Source organism: Streptomyces sp. NPDC002209 (assembly GCF_042890265.1).
GTDB lineage: Bacteria > Actinomycetota > Actinomycetes > Streptomycetales > Streptomycetaceae > Streptomyces.
Map to the genome: position 1 here is coordinate 46,882 of NZ_JBIARX010000030.1, position 15,463 is coordinate 62,344.

General features: G+C 71.9%; 16 protein-coding genes. 4 read left to right on the forward strand and 12 right to left on the reverse strand.

Annotated elements, in window-relative coordinates; genetic code table 11:
- The first annotated feature begins 75 nt into the window (after positions 1-75).
- Positions 76-1,266, forward strand: a complete 1,191-nt coding sequence (locus ACFYXK_RS32675) for an acyl-CoA dehydrogenase family protein (protein ID WP_389414455.1) — start codon at positions 76-78, stop codon at positions 1,264-1,266.
- A gap of 127 nt (positions 1,267-1,393) precedes the next feature.
- Here ACFYXK_RS32675 and ACFYXK_RS32680 read toward each other — a convergent pair whose 3' ends face one another.
- The 3 genes from ACFYXK_RS32680 to ACFYXK_RS32690 all read right to left on the reverse strand — a co-directional run bounded on the left by ACFYXK_RS32680 (position 1,394) and on the right by ACFYXK_RS32690 (position 4,559).
- Complete coding sequence (locus tag ACFYXK_RS32680) at positions 1,394-2,200, reverse strand: helix-turn-helix domain-containing protein (RefSeq protein ID WP_389414439.1); 807 nt, start codon at positions 2,198-2,200, stop codon at positions 1,394-1,396.
- Positions 2,201-2,308: 108 nt separating this feature from the next.
- Positions 2,309-3,118, reverse strand: a complete 810-nt coding sequence (locus ACFYXK_RS32685; protein WP_389414440.1) for an alpha/beta fold hydrolase — start codon at positions 3,116-3,118, stop codon at positions 2,309-2,311.
- A gap of 85 nt (positions 3,119-3,203) precedes the next feature.
- Positions 3,204-4,559: an NAD(P)-binding domain-containing protein gene (locus ACFYXK_RS32690; RefSeq protein WP_389414441.1), complete on the reverse strand. Its 1,356-nt coding sequence runs from the start codon at positions 4,557-4,559 to the stop codon at positions 3,204-3,206.
- A gap of 149 nt (positions 4,560-4,708) precedes the next feature.
- Here ACFYXK_RS32690 and ACFYXK_RS32695 point away from each other — a divergent pair, with 149 nt between their 5' ends.
- Complete coding sequence (locus tag ACFYXK_RS32695) at positions 4,709-5,074, forward strand: ArsR/SmtB family transcription factor (protein WP_389414442.1); 366 nt, start codon at positions 4,709-4,711, stop codon at positions 5,072-5,074.
- Between the two features lie 70 nt (positions 5,075-5,144).
- Here ACFYXK_RS32695 and ACFYXK_RS32700 read toward each other — a convergent pair whose 3' ends face one another.
- The 3 genes from ACFYXK_RS32700 to ACFYXK_RS32710 all read right to left on the reverse strand — a co-directional run bounded on the left by ACFYXK_RS32700 (position 5,145) and on the right by ACFYXK_RS32710 (position 7,215).
- Positions 5,145-5,960: a sulfite exporter TauE/SafE family protein gene (locus ACFYXK_RS32700; protein WP_389414443.1), complete on the reverse strand. Its 816-nt coding sequence runs from the start codon at positions 5,958-5,960 to the stop codon at positions 5,145-5,147.
- A gap of 78 nt (positions 5,961-6,038) precedes the next feature.
- On the reverse strand, positions 6,039-6,866 hold the full coding sequence (locus tag ACFYXK_RS32705) for an aquaporin (protein ID WP_389414444.1): 828 nt from the start codon (positions 6,864-6,866) through the stop codon (positions 6,039-6,041).
- A gap of 34 nt (positions 6,867-6,900) precedes the next feature.
- Positions 6,901-7,215 carry an ArsR/SmtB family transcription factor gene (locus ACFYXK_RS32710; RefSeq protein ID WP_389414445.1) on the reverse strand — a complete coding sequence of 105 codons (315 nt, stop codon included), beginning with the start codon at positions 7,213-7,215 and terminating at the stop codon, positions 6,901-6,903.
- Positions 7,216-7,349: 134 nt separating this feature from the next.
- Between ACFYXK_RS32710 and ACFYXK_RS32715 the strand changes: the two genes are divergently transcribed.
- Complete coding sequence (locus ACFYXK_RS32715; protein ID WP_389414446.1) at positions 7,350-7,769, forward strand: arsenate reductase ArsC; 420 nt, start codon at positions 7,350-7,352, stop codon at positions 7,767-7,769.
- A gap of 56 nt (positions 7,770-7,825) precedes the next feature.
- On the opposite strand, the gene ACFYXK_RS32720 is transcribed toward ACFYXK_RS32715, so the two are convergent.
- The 3 genes from ACFYXK_RS32720 to ACFYXK_RS32730 all read right to left on the reverse strand — a co-directional run bounded on the left by ACFYXK_RS32720 (position 7,826) and on the right by ACFYXK_RS32730 (position 9,632).
- A complete protein-coding gene (locus tag ACFYXK_RS32720) occupies positions 7,826-8,041 on the reverse strand; it encodes a heavy-metal-associated domain-containing protein (protein ID WP_389414447.1) in 216 nt (71 codons plus the stop codon).
- Positions 8,038-9,111 carry a sulfite exporter TauE/SafE family protein gene (locus tag ACFYXK_RS32725; protein WP_389414448.1) on the reverse strand — a complete coding sequence of 358 codons (1,074 nt, stop codon included), beginning with the start codon at positions 9,109-9,111 and terminating at the stop codon, positions 8,038-8,040. The genes ACFYXK_RS32720 and ACFYXK_RS32725 overlap by 4 nt, the downstream gene beginning before the upstream one ends.
- A 95-nt stretch (positions 9,112-9,206) precedes the next feature.
- Positions 9,207-9,632, reverse strand: a complete 426-nt coding sequence (locus ACFYXK_RS32730) for a hypothetical protein (RefSeq protein ID WP_389414449.1) — start codon at positions 9,630-9,632, stop codon at positions 9,207-9,209.
- Positions 9,633-9,955: 323 nt separating this feature from the next.
- Here ACFYXK_RS32730 and ACFYXK_RS32735 point away from each other — a divergent pair, with 323 nt between their 5' ends.
- Positions 9,956-11,689, forward strand: coding sequence for a multicopper oxidase family protein (locus ACFYXK_RS32735; protein ID WP_389414450.1), 1,734 nt, complete (start codon positions 9,956-9,958; stop codon positions 11,687-11,689).
- A 3-nt stretch (positions 11,690-11,692) separates the two neighbouring features.
- Here ACFYXK_RS32735 and ACFYXK_RS32740 read toward each other — a convergent pair whose 3' ends face one another.
- From ACFYXK_RS32740 to ACFYXK_RS32750, 3 genes are all read right to left on the reverse strand, one after another.
- On the reverse strand, positions 11,693-12,913 hold the full coding sequence (locus ACFYXK_RS32740) for a methyltransferase domain-containing protein (protein ID WP_389414451.1): 1,221 nt from the start codon (positions 12,911-12,913) through the stop codon (positions 11,693-11,695).
- 515 nt (positions 12,914-13,428) lie between these two features.
- Positions 13,429-14,715, reverse strand: a complete 1,287-nt coding sequence (locus ACFYXK_RS32745; RefSeq protein ID WP_389414452.1) for an MFS transporter — start codon at positions 14,713-14,715, stop codon at positions 13,429-13,431.
- On the reverse strand, positions 14,712-15,251 hold the full coding sequence (locus tag ACFYXK_RS32750; RefSeq protein ID WP_389414453.1) for an ArsR/SmtB family transcription factor: 540 nt from the start codon (positions 15,249-15,251) through the stop codon (positions 14,712-14,714). The genes ACFYXK_RS32745 and ACFYXK_RS32750 overlap by 4 nt, the downstream gene beginning before the upstream one ends.
- Between the last annotated feature and the right edge of the window lie 212 nt (positions 15,252-15,463).

Sequence of the window (15,463 nt, forward strand, 5' to 3'; positions counted from 1 at the left end):
CCTTCTTGGAACACGTTCTACTCTGTGCGCCGCCACCACAGCGACCGGCTGGACCGCGAGACACCCGGAGGGGCCGTGCACCTCGAATACACGCCTGAGCAGCAGCAGTTGCGCACCGAGCTGCGCGCCTACTTCGCCGAGCTGGTGCCGGAGGACGTCTACGCCCGCTACGAGGACCCCGCCGCGCAGAAGCGCTTCTACCGGGAGACCATCCGCCGGCTCGGCGCCGACGGCTGGCTCGGGGTCGGCTGGCCCGAGGAGTACGGGGGCCGCGGGATGTCTCCGATGGACCAGTTCATCTTCTTCGACGAGGCCGCGCAGGCCGTCGTACCGCTGCCGCTGATGGCCCTCAACACGGTCGGCCCCACGATCATGCAGTTCGGCACCGACGAGCAGAAGGCGTACTTCCTCCCGCGCATCCTCTCCGGCGAGATCGACTTCGCCATCGGCTACAGCGAGCCGGACGCCGGCACCGACCTCGCGGCGCTCAAGTGCAAGGCGGTCCGCGAGGGCGACGAGGAGAGCGGCACGTACGTGGTCGACGGACAGAAGATCTGGACCACGAACGGCGACACCGCCGACTGGGTCTGGCTCGCCGTCCGCACGGACCCGGAGGCCCCCGCGCACAAGGGCATCACCATGCTCCTCGTACCGACCTCCGATCCCGGATACTCCTGCACCCTGATCAACACCCTCGCCTCGCACGACACCACCGCGAGCTACTACGAGAACATCCGGGTCCCCGCGAACCGCCGCGTCGGACAGGAGAACAAGGGCTGGCGCCTGATCACCAACCAGCTCAACCACGAGCGCGTCACCCTGGCCGCCCACGGCACCATGGCCATCCGGGCCCTGCACGACGTACAGCGCTGGGCCGCCGGGACCAAGCTCGCCGACGGCCGCCGCGTCATCGACCTCTCCTGGGTCCGCGGCCGCCTGGCCCGCACCCACGCCCGTCTCGACGCGATGAAACTGCTCAACTGGCAGATGGTCAACGCAGTCCAGGACGGCACCCTGACCCCGCAGGACGCCTCCGCCGTCAAGGTGTACGGCTCGGAGGCCCGCAGGGACGCGTACGCCTGGCTGATGGAGGTGGTCGGCGCGGCGGGCTCCCTCAAGGACGGCTCCGCGGGCGCGGTCCTGCACGGCGAGCTCGAACGCGGCTACCGCAGCGCCGTGATCTTCACCTTCGGCGGCGGCAACAACGAGATCCAGCGCGAGATCATCTCCTGGATCGGCCTGGGCATGCCCCGCGTCCGCCGCTGAGAGACTGTGACTACAGGTCTTGGTCGTCACATGCAGAGGTTGGTTGGCATGAGTACAGGTCAATCGGATGGGCTGGGGGCACCTGGCGGCTGTGGTCACAAAGACAGCGACGGCCGACGGTAGGGGCTCACTTCGTTGGAACCTGACGGATCGGGGACGTGGACGGTGTCAGGTCCGCGAACGAGGTCGGCCACGCGACGTCGTCGATGGCGAGCCACGGCGCGGCGGCCAGGCCGGTGGGTGTCATCCCGGTGAACGCCTTGACCTCGCGGTGGAGGTGGGCCTGGTCGGCGTAGCCGCTTGTGGCCGCCACCTGGGCGGCGGCGTTGCCCGCCGCGAGGAGATGGGCGGCGTGGTCGAAGCGCACCAGCCGGGCGGCATGCTTGGGCGTGAGGCCGATCTGGGACCGGAAGCGGGACCACAGGCGCTTACGGCTCCACCCCACCTCGTTCGCCAGGCTGTCGACGCGCACCCGTCCCCGGCTGGTGAGCATCAGCCACCAGGCAGCGGTCACCTCCGGATCAAGCGACGGGCGGGCGTTCATCCGTCGGCCAAGGGCATCCGCTGCGATCGTGAACCGCTCGTCCCACGAGGCGGCGGCCCGCAGCCTTTCCTCGGTTCGCCCGGCGTCGCGGCCCCAGACGTCCTCCAGGGAGACCACCGTCCCGCTGAGGTCGGTCGATGCGCCGAGCACCGCAGCCGCCAGGACCGGCGACAACCGGATCTGGAGGCACTCGATCCCCCCGGCCGCCCGGCCTCCGAGCCGGAGGGCGCCCGGCAGCAGTCCAACGACCGTGCTGCCGCGTTCGCGCCGGCCGTGGGTTTCGCAGACGAGGCTGTCTCCGTCGCTCAGGTCCACGAACAGAGTGACCGAGGGGTGCGCGACCATGTCGATATGCACGCGAGCCGGAGCACGTTGGCGGAACCCGGCCATGCCGACCCCCGGCAGCAGGCCCGGCTGCCGGGGCACGGCGACCTCTGCCGACGCCCAGTCAGGTGGTGATGGGGTGGACCTCACAGCGGCCAGCCTAGGCGATGGGTGTCAGCGGCCCGCCGCTGCGAAGCGCAGCAGCAACTCGCCGGTCTCCTCGGGCGCTTCGAGCATGGGGAAGTGCCCGACATCGGGCAGCTGCTCGACCCGCGCGTTCGGCACCGTGTCGTAGTGGTGCGCCGAAGACGGATCCCAGCGGCGGTCGGCAGTGCCGAAGACGACCAGAACGGGGACGCCGAGTGCGGTCAAGCGTGCGGGCAGGCTCCGCTCGGCTATGTACGCGCCGTTTTGGCGCAGCACCGTCCTGAACGTGCGGTAGCCAATGCCCCGTACCTCGGCGACCAGGTCGTCAGGGACGTCCACCGGGCGGTTGCACACCGCGGTCACCCCCCGGCGGAGCATCGCGTCGGAACGGACTCTCCACAGAAACGGGCCGAGCGGCGGGGCGATCAGGACCCGAAGGAGGACGGGCTGCGGGAGGAGCGCGTCGGGACTCGGGCCACTGCTGATCAGTGCGAGCGAACCCACCAGGTCCGGGCGCTGTTCGGCGAGCGCGGTGGCGATGTATCCGCCGCTGGAGTGCCCGGCCACGGTGACCGGACGAAGGCCGAGCTCATCGAGCGCTGCGGCGAGGCCGGCTGCCTGCTCGGGCACGTCGTACGACGCCGCGGGCGCGGACCGACCGTGGCCGGGGAGATCGATCCGGATGACGTGATACCGGCCGGCCAGTGCCGGCACCACCGGGCCCCAGGAGCTGCCCGAGGCCCCCGATCCGTGGATCAGCACCAGCGGTGGCGCCTCCCGCGGGCCGTCGTGGACCACGTGCATCCCGTGCACATTCTTGCCGTCGTGGATACCCATGCCCGGGAGGATGCCTGGGCTGCCGGGCCTCGGTCTTGTACGAATGTCGTCACGCGGCCGAGCTGCACCGCGACAGGGGAGCCGGTCAGCAGCCGCCGGAGGAGGCGGGGGCGCCGATGGTGAGGGTGGCGGGCGCCGCGCAGCAGCCGCCACCGGTCGCCCCGGTGGCCTCGGGCTCGTCGAAGAGGCCCGCTCCGCCGCACACGCCGGTCTCGGGGAGGGTGAGCTCGACGCGTTCGGCGGCCTCGATGTCGCCGGCGAGGGCGGCGGCGACGGAGCGGACCTGCTCGTAGCCGGTCATGGCCAGGAAGGTCGGGGCGCGGCCGTAGGACTTCATGCCGACGAGGTAGACGTCCTTCTCCGGGTGGGAGAGCTCGCCCGCGCCGTGCGGGTGGACGGTGCCGCAGGAGTGCTGGTTGGGGTCGATCAGCGGGGCCAGCGCGGTGGGCGCCTGGAGGCGCTCGTCCAGGCCGAGGCGGAGCTCGTCGAGGAAGCCGAGGTCGGGGCGGAAGCCGGTGAGGGCGATGACCTCGTCCACCGGGTCCAGGCGGCTGCCGTCCTCGGCGACGAGGACGAGCTGGTCGGCGGACCTCTCCACGGCGGTGGTGCGGAAGCCGGTGACGGCGTCGGCGTACCCGTCGTCGACGGCGGCCTTGGCGGCAAGGCCGAGGGCGCCGCGGGCGGGCAGCCGGTCGGCCTCGCCGCCCCCGAAGGTGGAGCCGCTGATACCGCGCCGCAGGATCCAGGTGGTGTGTGTGCCCGCCCCGTCCTTCGCCAGGTCGGCCAGGTAGGCGAGCGCGGTGAACGCGGAGGCGCCGGAGCCGATCACTGCGGTGCGCTTGCCGGTGTACCGGGCGCGGACGGCCGGGTCCTTCAGGTCCGGGACGCGGTACGAGATCCGGTCGGCCGCGGAGCGCTCACCGAGGGCGGGCAGGCCGTCGCCGCCGATGGGGCCGGGGGTGGACCAGGTGCCGGAGGCGTCGATGACGGCGCGGGCGGTGAGTCGTTCCTCGCTGCCGTCGGTGTGCGTGATGTGGACGGTGAACGGCTGGGTCTCGCGGTCGGCGTCCACGACCCGGTCGCGGCCGAGGCGGGAGACGCCGGTGACGCGGGCGCCGACGCGGACCCGACCGCCCAGGGCGGTGGCCAGCGGCTGCAGGTACTGCTCGGCCCACTCGCCGCCGGTCGGGTAGGCGGCCGCGTCCGGCTTGATCCAGCCGGTGGGGGCGAGGAGCTTCTCCGCGGCCGGGTCGACGACCTCACCCCAGGTGGAGAACAGCCGCACGTGGCTCCAGTCCCGCACGGCGGTGCCGGCGACCGGTCCGGCCTCCAGGACCAGGGGCTCGACGCCCTGGTCGACGAGGTGGGCGGCGGCGGCCAAGCCGATGGGGCCCGCTCCGATGACAACGACGGGCAGTTCGGTATCGGCGGGCGCGTTCACGGTCGGCTCCTCGGTGTTTCGACGTCTGTCGATGGCTTGCGCAGCCAGCATGGCACTTGATTCGATGAGCGTCAACATAGACATTCATCGATTCAGGAGCGCCTATTCCGGGAGGGCTCGGTTGGTTCGACATGTGTCAACATAGATGCATGTCGAATGTGGACGTGTTGCCGCTGCTGGAGCCGGAAGCCGCCGTGCCGTGCTGCCCGCCGCTCACCGAGCGCCCGCTGACCGCGGACGAGGCCGAGCGCACGGCGACGATGTTCAAGGCCCTGGGTGATCCCGTGCGCCTGCGTCTCTTCTCCGCAGTTGCCTCGCACGAGGGCGGCGAGGCGTGCGTCTGCGACATCTCCGACGTGGGCGTCTCCCAGCCGACCGTCTCCCACCACCTGAAGAAGCTCAAGGAGGCCGGGCTGCTCTCCTCCGAGCGGCGCGGTACCTGGGTGTACTACCGGGTCGAACCGGCGGTCCTCGCGGCCATGGCCCAGCTCCTGACCCGCGCAGCCGGCGTGTAGGCCGCGGCCGGACGCGCGCCGACCGCTCTCGCCGGCGCGGCCCGGCGCGTGGCCTGCCCGTGCTTCCCCGTCAGTCGTGACGGGCGAGCTTGACCGCGGAAACGAGCAGGACCAAGGCGAGCGCGGGGATCAGTACCAGGTCCGGGAACACACCCAGGAGCAGCCCGCCCAGCACCGCACCCGCGACGGAGCCTGCGGCCATGACCAGGGTGAAGCGGAGGTTCGCGCCGAGTGCGGCGAAGCTGCCGTCACGGCTGTAGCGGGCGAAGGCCACCAGCATCGTCGGCAGCGACACCAGCAGCGAGAGGCTTCCCGCCGTCTTGATGTCCACCTCGAACAGCAGCACGATCGTCGGGATCAGCAGCTCACCCCCGGCCACGCCCATGATCGCCGCGACCACTCCGATGCCGAACCCGGCCACGACCCCGCAGGGCACCTGCGCCCACAGCGGCAGCGCGAGCGTGTCCAGCGTGGTGGTGTGCGTGACCAGCAGGGCGGCCGCCATGACCACCATCAGGGCCGCCAGCACCTTGTAGAGGGTGGCGGAGCGCATGCGTACCGCCCACGATGCTCCGGCCCAGGCCCCCAGCAGGCTGCCGGCCAGCAGGTTGACGGCGACCGGCCAGCGCGCAGCCACATCGGCGGCCGGGACCGCCGCCAGGCGGGCCGGCAGCGCGATCAGCACCACCACCAGGCTCATCGCCTTGTTCAGGATGACGGCCGAGAGCGCGGCGAACCCGAAGAGACCGATCAGCAGCGGCAGACGGAACTCCGCGCCGCCCAGCCCGATCATCCCGCCCAGAACGCCGATGCCCGCTCCGGCGCCGAACACCAGGGGTGCCGAATGCTTCGGGCGGAGGGGAACGAGGTCCTGATCGGTGGTCACGACGTGCATCCTCGCCGGTCACCGCGCCCGCCTGCTACGCCACGACCCCACCTTCGGGGAAAGGCACCGGGTGTCCGCTCAGGATTCGTCCGGACCTCCGAGTGCCCGCAGCGGCGCGGGGGCTCCGGCGGTCGCCGTCTTGCCGCGCATGAAGATGACCGCCACCAGGGCCAGGCCGACGACGACACCGGCCAGTTGGGCGCCGATGAAACCCGGGACCGAGGCGGGCGCGATGCCCGCGAAGGTGTCGGTGAAGGCGCGGCCGACGGTGACCGCCGGGTTGGCGAAGGAGGTGGAGGAGGTGAACCAGTAGGCGGCGCCGATGTACGAGGCGACGGCGACGGGTGCGAAGCGCAGCCGGTCGGTGCGGGCCAGGCCGAAGATCAGCAGGATCAGGCCGGCCGTGGCGACGACCTCGCCGAGGAGGAGGTTCCCGGCGGACCGGTCGTGGGTGGACCACTTGACCAGCGGCTCGCCGAACATCGCGTCCGCCAGGATCGCGCCCGCGATCGCGCCGACGATCTGCGAGGGCACGTACACGGCCAGCTCGCGGCCGGTGACACCGGCGCCGCCGCGGCGCGCGGTCCACCACTCGGCCAGGGAGACGGCCGGGTTGAAGTGGGCGCCGGACACCGGGCCCAGGAGGGCGATCAGTACGCCGAGACCGAAGACGGTGGCCAGGGAGTTCGCCAGCAACTGCAGGCCCACGTCCTGGCTGAGCTCCGTGGCCTGGATGCCGGAGCCGACCACCACCGCCACGAGCGCCGCGGTGCCGACGAGCTCGGCGGCGGCGCGGGCGGTCAACGGGGTCCGGGGCGGGGTCGCGCCGGGCACGGGCCGGGGCGCGTCGGTGGCCGTGCCGGTCGCCACTGCGGGGGCGACGCCGACGGGCTCGGTGACGGACAACGGTTCTCCTCGGGCAGGTGAGGCGGGAAGCGGGCTACGGGCAGGACCGCTTGAGGTTCGCTCCGGCGGTGGCGCGCGCGGTCCGAGCGAGGTCGGCGAACTGACCGGCCAGGGCCTCGATGACTTCCGGGCGCAGGCGGTAGTAGGTGTACCGTCCGCACGGCTCCGTATCGACGACCCCGGCCTCGCGCAGGACCTTCAGGTGGTTCGAGAGGTTCGTCTGCCTGGCCCCCGTCTCCTCCACGAGATGGGTGGTGCAGAGCGTCTCCTGGGCGAGGAGGGTCACGATGTGCAGCCTGAGCGGGTCGGCCAGCACCCGGATCAGTTCAGTGTCGACTGACGTCAGCATGGGCTGATACTTTCACATCATCCGGTCCTGATACCAGCCCGGGCTGACCTCTCGGAGCCCGCCGCCGCTACCTCGACCGGCCGACACACCCGTTCGATCCCACCCCGCAGTTGGCTTCTCCCCAAGGAAGAACGATGTCCTCCACCCCCGTCGCGTCCGTGCTGTTCGTCTGCATCCACAACGCCGGCCGATCGCAGATGGCCGCCGGCTTCCTGCGCCACCTCGCCGGAGACCGCGTCGAGGTGCGTTCCGCCGGCTCCGTCCCCGGTGACCGGATCAACCCCTCCGCCGTGGCCGCCATGGCCGAGCTGGGCATCGACATCTCCGACCAGAAGCCCAAGGTCCTCACCCCGGAGGCCGCCCGGGCGTCGGACTACATCATCACCATGGGCTGCGGCGACGCCTGCCCCTACTTCCCCGGCAAGACCTACCTCGACTGGCGGCTCGAGGACCCGGCAGGCCAGGGCGTCGAGGCCGTCCGCCCCATCCGCGACGAGATCAAGGGCCTCATCGAGGGCCTGATCGCCGAGATCGAGGCCAAGCCGAAGGCCTGAAGCGCGATGACCGTGGTGTCCCGGACCGGAAGGGTGGGACACCACGGCCACGGGGGTCAGACCAGCGGGGTGGCGCAGTAGCCGGCTTCCGCGATGGCCGCGACGATCCGCTCCGCGGGGATGGGACCGGTCAGTTCGACCACCGTGCGCTCCGTGCGTACGTCGGTGGTGCTGGAGGTGACGCCGGGGAGTTCTTCGACCTCGTCGTCGATGAGCAGGCCGCAGCTGTTGCAGTGCATGCCGGTGACGGCGAATTCCATGCGGGTGGTCACGGGGTGCTCTCCTGGGTGATGGTGGTCCGGGGGTCCTGGGCTGCGGGCTGCCGGAAGGTGATCCGGCCGCCGTACATGCCCATGCCGCAGGTGTAGTCGAGGCGGCCGGGCCCGTGGTTCCCGAGGTCGATGGTGGCCTTGCCGGTGGTGGGGAGGATCTTCTGGATGCCGAGGTCGGGGATGACGAAGGCGCGGATGCAGCCGCCGGTGTCGCTGGTGGCGACGACGAGGGTGGTGGGGACTCCGGCGGTCGCGGTGATCGCCGCCGGTGTGTAGGACGTCGTGCGGGCTTGGATGGTGATGGTCTGGCTGCCGTCCGGGTGGGTCACCACGGCCTGGGCCGCCGTGGCCTCCGCCGCGACGGCAGGAGCCGTGGCGGTGGGCCACCAGCCGCCGAGCCGCAGGCCGGATCCGAGGGTCCAGCACGCGACCAGCAGGACGACGACGGCGGTGACGAGGGTGAGCCGTCCCTGCCACAGCTTGGCGGCGGAGCGCAGGAAGAAGCCGAGCACGGCGAAGAGCGGACCGGTGCCGAGGACGAAGCCGGCCATGACCGCGGCCCCCGCGAGCGCGGAGCCGGAGGTGACGGCGACCAGCTCGACGCTGAGCGTGACCCCGCAGGGGACGAGGACGGTGAGGAAGCCGAGAACGGCCGGGGTGGTGACGGCGGGGGACTTCGCCGAGCGGCGCACCCGCCGTCCCCAGGAGGCGGGCGGGCGCGGCACGAAGCGTCGTACGGCCTTCACCCCGAACATGTCGAGCGCGAAGAGCACCATCAGGACGCCGGCCCCGAGCAGGAGCACGGCCTGGGTGCGGGGGCCGGGCTGGACGGCCGCGCCGAGCAGGCCGAGGGCGGCGCCGAGCAGGGTGTGGGAGGCGAGTTTGGCACCGAGGAACGCGCCGACGGGCGCGAAGAGCCCGCTGCGCTCCCGTGCTTCGGCGGACCATCGGGTGGCGCGGCGGCCGACGGCGCCGGCGAGGAGGCCGCCTTGGACGGCGGCGCAGGAAGCGCCGCCCGCGAAGAGACCGGTGGTCACACCGGTGACGAACAGTGTGGTGCTGGAGGCCATGGAGGAAGCCCTCTCATCTGCGTCATGAGCAGGAACGTGGACGTGCCGGGGCCACCCGCTGCGCAGGAACGCAGGGCGGGTTGGCGGGAGGCCGTCTAGGTCCGGCTGACGCAGAGGAGGGACACGGGATCAGGCGCCCGCGGCCGGGCGCACTCGACGGCCGATGCCCAGGAGGCGGCCACCCGGTCGGCGAGAGCCGGCGGCAGAGGCGAAGCCGGGGGAGAGGCGAGTGCCACGGACCCCTGGACGTGTGCCGAGGCCAGCGGACAGTCCATGGCCATGGCGGGGCAGTCGCCGCGCATGCCCTCCGAGGCCGTCTCCGCGCCCGGCATGTCCGCCATCTCGCTCATGCCGGCGGACGGGTACGGGGCCGGGGCCGTGGCGGAGACGGATTGCCGCGGGTGCGTACTCATCGCGCCGGCATGCCCTGCGCCCCACATGAGGAATCCGCACGCCAGCAACAGACCGGCCACCAAAGAGGCGACGGCCGGCTGGGACCTGTGGGCGGAACGGGAACGCACGGGGCGATGCTACCCAGCCACGGGACCGGGCCTTCACCCGCCCGCTTCCCATGCCGATGCCTGCCGGATTTCCGCTCATCGAGTGGCTTTCCCGGACCGGACCGGCGTGCTGCGGCAGCGCTCCGAACCGGCCTTGTATCCCTTGAGCGTTGTGCGAGGAGAGGGAAAGGGCGGAGAAGATGGTTGGGCGAAGGAACTTCCTCATGGCCGGCGCCATGGGGGGTGCGGCCATGCTTCCGCGGGGTGTTCTGGGGACCCCGGCGCATGCATCGGACGGTCACGGGTCACGGTCCGCGGACACCACGGTGCCGAAGACCCCTCCCTTGACGAAGTACGTGGACGCGCTGCCCACGCCCGTGACCGCCGTCCCGGACCCTTCCGTCTATCCGGGCGCCGACTACTACGAATACACGATGCGGCAGGGCTCCTGGCAGTTCCACCGGGATCTCGGGCCGGCGACCGTGTGGGGCTACTGGGCCAAGAACCCGCACAGTCCGCGCAAGCCGATCGGCATGGGCTATCTCGGGCCGACCATCAGCGTCGACAAGGACCACCCGACGGTCGTCAAGTACCGCAACCACCTGCCGACCACCCACCTGTTCCAATCCGTGATCGACGGCATTCGCACCGGGGACCCCCAGCTCACCCCGATCCCTCCGCCGCCCTACGAGCCCGTGCAGCCCTTTCCACCGAACGTCAACGTGTGGAACGTCGTACACCAGCACGGCGGTTTCACGGCGCCGCAGTCCGACGGCGTGCCGCTGCATTCGTTCAGCCCGGACGGCATCCACGCCGAGTCGTACACCACCTTGGACCCGAGCCGGGTCAAACCCAACGAGGCGATCTGCGCCTACACCAACCACGAACGTTCGTCCCTGCTCTGGTACCACGATCACGGCATGGGGATGACCAGCCTCAACGTCTATGCGGGCCTGGCCGGTCTCTACGTCATCCGTGACCCGGAGGACGAGCAGCTCGGGCTGCCGCAGGGCGAATTCGAGGTTCCGCTGATCCTGCAGGACCGGACCTTCAACCCGGACGGCTCGCTCGCCTACACCATGACGCTGCAGGAAGGCGAGGACACCCCGGTCGTCAACGGAAAGGCGTACCCCTTCCTGGCCGTCGAGCCGCGACGCTACCGGCTGCGCATCCTCAACGCTTCGAACGAGCGTTTCTGGCGGCTGAGGTTCGACGTTCCCAGTGACGTGCTGCTCCAGCCGAACCTGCCGTTCTGGCTGATCGGCACCGACGGCGGCTTCCGTACTCCGTTGCAGATGCTGAACTTCCTGATCGGGCCGGCGGAGCGGTACGACCTGATCGTCGACTTCAGCCGGATGCCCATGGGCACGAACATCACGATGACGAACTACCACGCACCGGTCCACTACCCCGGCATGCCGGGCCAAGGACCGCAGATCTCGGAGATCATGCAATTCCGGGTCACCAAGCGGCTGTCCGGAGGGCCGGACAGGACCACCCCGCCCAAGGACCTCAAGCTGCCGACGGCCGAACCCATCGTGGTGAAGCCGGACACCCGCAGGCGGCAATGGGTCGTGTACCAGCACAAGCTCTTCAGCACCATGACGTTCAACGCGGTGCCGTTCATGGAGCCGTCCGAGGACTTCATCAAGGCGGGCTCGACCGAGATCTGGGAGTACATCAATCCCAACCACGACGCCCACCCGATGCACGTCCACCTCGTCAACTTCCAGGTGTTGAACAGGCAGCCGATCGACGCAGCCGCCTACCAGGCGGATTACGAAAAGTGGATCGACGGCGGCCGCAAGCCGCAGGACATTCCGGTGCTGGAGAAGTACTTCACCGGCCCGGCGATTCCGCCGGACCCGGACGAAGCGCTGTCCGAGAAGGACACGGTCAAATCCTATCCGGAGACGGTGACCAGGATCATCTGCCGGGAATTCAGCCCGCCGACGGAAACGATCGCGTCGATCCCGGGCAGCGGAACCGAGTTCCCGGCGACATACGTCCACCACTGCCACCTCCTCGAGCACGAGGACGACGACCTGATGCGCCCCTGGACCATCGTCCGGGACTGACGGTCAGCCGCGGAGGACGGCGCGGGTCAGGAAGTGGTCGGCGGCGTCCTCGTACGCGTCCAGGTGCCAGCCCGTCGCCTCCAGGGCGGGCCGCAGGTTGTGCTCGGCGAGGAGGTCGGCGGGGTCGAGGGCGCGGCCGTGGCGGGCGGCGCGTTCCGCGCGGCCCGACGGGTGGAACAGGAGCAGGACGCCGTCGGCCGCGCTCACACGGGCCCATTCGCGCAGGGCGGCGAACGGGGCCGGGAGGTGGTCGAGCAGCCCTGCCGAGAAGATGCCGTCCACGCAGGCGCCGGGCAGCGGGAGCCGGGTGCAGTCGGCGGCGAGGAGGTGCCCGTGGCGGGTGCGGCCGTGCCGGGCGGCGGCCGCCAGCATGGCCGGGGTGACGTCGATGCCGAGAACGTGGCCGCGGGGTCCGACCTGCTCCCGGAGCGCGGGCATGGCCCGGCCGGTTCCGCAGCCGAGGTCGACCGCGCGGCTGCCGGGCGCGAGCCGCAGCCGGGCGGCCGCGGCCTCGTAGGCGGGGGTCTGGTAGGCGAAGCGCTCCTCCCAGGCGTCCGCCCGGCGGGTGAAGAAGGCCCGGGCGGCGGTGTGCTCGGCCCGCGCGGCCACGAGGGAGGCGAACCGGCCCAGGAGCTGCTCCCCCCAAGGGCCGAGGGCGGGCGCGGCCGAGGCCGTCCCGCCCGCGTGGCCGCCCTGCGGCAGGAACCGGACGCCCCAGGCGCTGGTGCCGATGCGGAACGCCTGCCCGGGGTACCCGTCGCAGGAGGCCAGTACGACGGCGTCGGCCGGCAGGTCGAGGGAGTCGGGGGCCGGCCGCAGGCCCGGGGAGGGCGGTGCGGCCCCGGCGAAGAGCGGGTCGGACTCCGCAGCCGGCGTGAGTTCCAGCAGGGGGCGGCCGGCGGCCGTGCCGGGGTCGGCGCCCGTAGCGGCGACTTCCCCCTGCGCCAGCACGCGCGTGCCGGGTCCCAGGGCCAGCACGGGCACCTCCGCGGCGAGGGCCTCCCGTACGAGGGCCGGGTCGGCGGCGCCCGAGGCGGGCCGGGCGGACGGCGCGGTCCGGGGACTGCCGAGAACGATCAGGCCCTCGACACCGCTGAGGTCGGCGGACGGATCCGCGGCGGCCGCGAGCGAGAGCGTCCGGGAGGCCAGACCCGCTGCGGCGAGCACCCTGGTCACGGCGGTCGGAGCCTGCCCGGCCGCGTGCTGCACGACGACCACCGCCATACCTCAGTCCTCACGTTCGAGCTGCCATGGCCGTTTCAGGCCGCATCTGCGCAAGCATGCCCCGCTGAGGGGCGCATATGCCAGGCGGTCTCCGGTGCGTGAGACGGAAAACCGTCGGATGGTGGAGCGAAACGGGTGATACGGACAGGCGCAGCGCGTGCGCGCGAGGGTCGGGACGCACAGGGCCCCTGCGTGCCGAACACCGCTGATCGGCATGCAGGGGCCTCTTGGCCGGTGCTCCCCATGGCGGCGAGAGCCGCTCGACCGCCGGAGGGGCCGGTGCGCGTGTCAGTCAACCAACATCGCCCCGGCAGGGCGACTGGATCCGGACACGGAAACGGGCCGGAGGGGCCCGTGGGGGTCTAGTCAATCATCCAAGAGGCAAATCCGCCACAATGGATGGCATCTGCGAGGGGACTGGCACGTGTTGCCTTGCCCTTGCTTGTGCCCGGTCCGGAGCGGTGGGGGGCCCTGAGGGTGGGGTACCTCGCCGACCGGCTCGGCATCGCGGAGCCCTACCGGGCGCGCTCCCGAACCAGATCCGAGGATTCAGGGAGATCTGGATCACCGGCGGGGGCGGCGGCACGCAGCGCCGCCTCGACCCGGCGGTTGCTGGTCATGGTCGACGTGACGGCGGTCATGGCGAGGAGGAGGCCGGCGGCGGTGTAGAGCGGGGTGCGTACGCCGTAGGCGGTGGCCAGCCAGCCGCCGAGGAAGGCGCCGAACGGGGCGGCGCACATGGCGAGCATCCGGGAGGTGGAGGTGACCCGGCCCATCAGGTGGGCGGGGACGATCGCCTGTCGGAGGGAGGGTGCGAGCACCATCGTGGCTCCCATGCCCGCTCCGCAGACGGCGAGCGCGAGCCCTGCGACGTACGGGTTCGGGGCCGCGGCGAGGCCCAGGACGGCGAGTCCCTCGACCGCGGCCGTGCAGGTGAGCGCGGTGCCGGTGCCGAGTCGCCGGCCGAGGAAGGAGGCGATGCCCGCGCCGAGCAGACCGCCGGTGGCCTCCGCCGTGAGGAGCAGGCCGAAGCCGAAGGCGTCGATGCCGAGACGGTCGTGCGCGAAGAGGGCGAGTACGGTCTCCACGGCGATGAAGGCGATGTTCCCGACCGCCGGACGCAGCGCGAGTCCGAGCAGCAGCTGATCCCGCAATACGTACGAGGCGCCGGCCCGCGCCTGCCGCAGCAGCGACTCGCGGGCCTGCGGTACGGGCCGGGGCGCGGCGGGCAGTGACCGTACGAGCAGTGCGGAGAGCGCGAACGAGACCGCGTCGGTGAGCAGCGGAACCGCCCGCCCGAGCGCGAGCAGGGCACTGCCCGCGGGCGGCCCGGCAAAGCCTGACGTGGCGGTCTGGGCGCCGCGCAGGCGGGAGTTGGCGCGCTCCAGGAGCGCGGGGTCGCGGCCGAGCAGGTCCGGCAGGTAGGCGGTGGCGGCGGTGTCGAAGAAGAGTCCGCCGAGGCCGAGGAGGAAGGCGACGGCCGCGAGCAGGGGAATGCTCAGCACGTCGAGCGCGGCCGCTGCCGCCGGTATCGCGAGCAGCGCCGCACGCGCCGCGTCCGTGACCCACATCGTGCGCCGGCGGTCCCAGCGGTCCACCAGCGCACCGCCGAGCACCCCGAAGAGCAGCCAGGGCAGCGTTCCGGCAGCCGTGACGACGGCGAGCGCCATCGGATCCCGCGTCAGCGTCAACGCGAGCAGCGGCAGCGCGGCATGCATCACCCCGTCACCGAGCGAGGACACCGTCTGTGCGGTCCACAACCGTCCGAACCCGGTCGGCAACTTCCGTACGTCTGAAGTCACTTGGCCTCCCCTTCGGTCTGTCGGCGCGGCGCCGGGTGGAACAGGGCGAAGACGAGTGACGCGTCCGGCAGCGAGGGATCGGACAGCTCCCGGTACTCGTCCGCCAGTGCCTGCAGCCGCGCCCCCAGCTCCGCGAACTGCTCGTCGGTGAGCCGCAGATGCGCCATCCGTACGTGCCGCTCGCCGTCCACCGGCGCTGCCTCCAGGTCCGCCACCGCGTGCCGCATCAGCACATCCGGTCCTCCCTCGCCCGGATCCGGCAGCACGACCGCCCGCGCGGCCATGGCGTAGTACCGCTCGGTGACCCCCCGAACCTTCCGCGTCCGCACCACTTTCACCAGGCCGGCCCGCTCCAGCAGTCGTACGTGGTAGCTGGAACTCCCCTTCGCGAGGCCCACTCGCTCGGCGATCTGCGTGATCGTCGCGGGCTCGAAGCGGAGCACGGCCATGATCCGGTGGCGCGTGAGATTGGAAACGGCGCGCAGCTGCTCGTCGGTGGTGACGTGGAACGTCTCGGGAAGATCATCGGTAGCCATGGCCCCAATGGTCAACACTTCTTGACCATTGCGCAAGGGATTTGTTCGTTCGGGCTTGCGGAACTCGACTGCCCACACCCGGGGGGGGGGGCCCCCCCCCCCCCCCCCCCCCCCCCCCCCCCCCCCCCCCCCCCCCCCCCCCCCCCCCCCCCCCCCACCCCCCCCCCCCCCCCCCCCCCCCCCCCCCCCCCCCCCCCCCCCCCCCCCCCCCC

What these genes read in the sequence shown, in the direction of transcription:
- ACFYXK_RS32680 (WP_389414439.1), bottom strand. Translation starts at nt 2,200, where the DNA reads ATGGCCGGGTTCCGCCAACGTGCTCCGGCTCGCGTGCATATCGACATG.
- ACFYXK_RS32685 (WP_389414440.1), bottom strand. Translation starts at nt 3,118, where the DNA reads ATGGGTATCCACGACGGCAAGAATGTGCACGGGATGCACGTGGTCCAC.
- ACFYXK_RS32695 (WP_389414442.1), top strand. Translation starts at nt 4,709, where the DNA reads ATGTCGAATGTGGACGTGTTGCCGCTGCTGGAGCCGGAAGCCGCCGTG.
- ACFYXK_RS32710 (WP_389414445.1), bottom strand. Translation starts at nt 7,215, where the DNA reads ATGCTGACGTCAGTCGACACTGAACTGATCCGGGTGCTGGCCGACCCG.
- ACFYXK_RS32715 (WP_389414446.1), top strand. Translation starts at nt 7,350, where the DNA reads ATGTCCTCCACCCCCGTCGCGTCCGTGCTGTTCGTCTGCATCCACAAC.
- ACFYXK_RS32725 (WP_389414448.1), bottom strand. Translation starts at nt 9,111, where the DNA reads ATGGCCTCCAGCACCACACTGTTCGTCACCGGTGTGACCACCGGTCTC.
- ACFYXK_RS32740 (WP_389414451.1), bottom strand. Translation starts at nt 12,913, where the DNA reads ATGGCGGTGGTCGTCGTGCAGCACGCGGCCGGGCAGGCTCCGACCGCC.
- ACFYXK_RS32750 (WP_389414453.1), bottom strand. Translation starts at nt 15,251, where the DNA reads ATGGCTACCGATGATCTTCCCGAGACGTTCCACGTCACCACCGACGAG.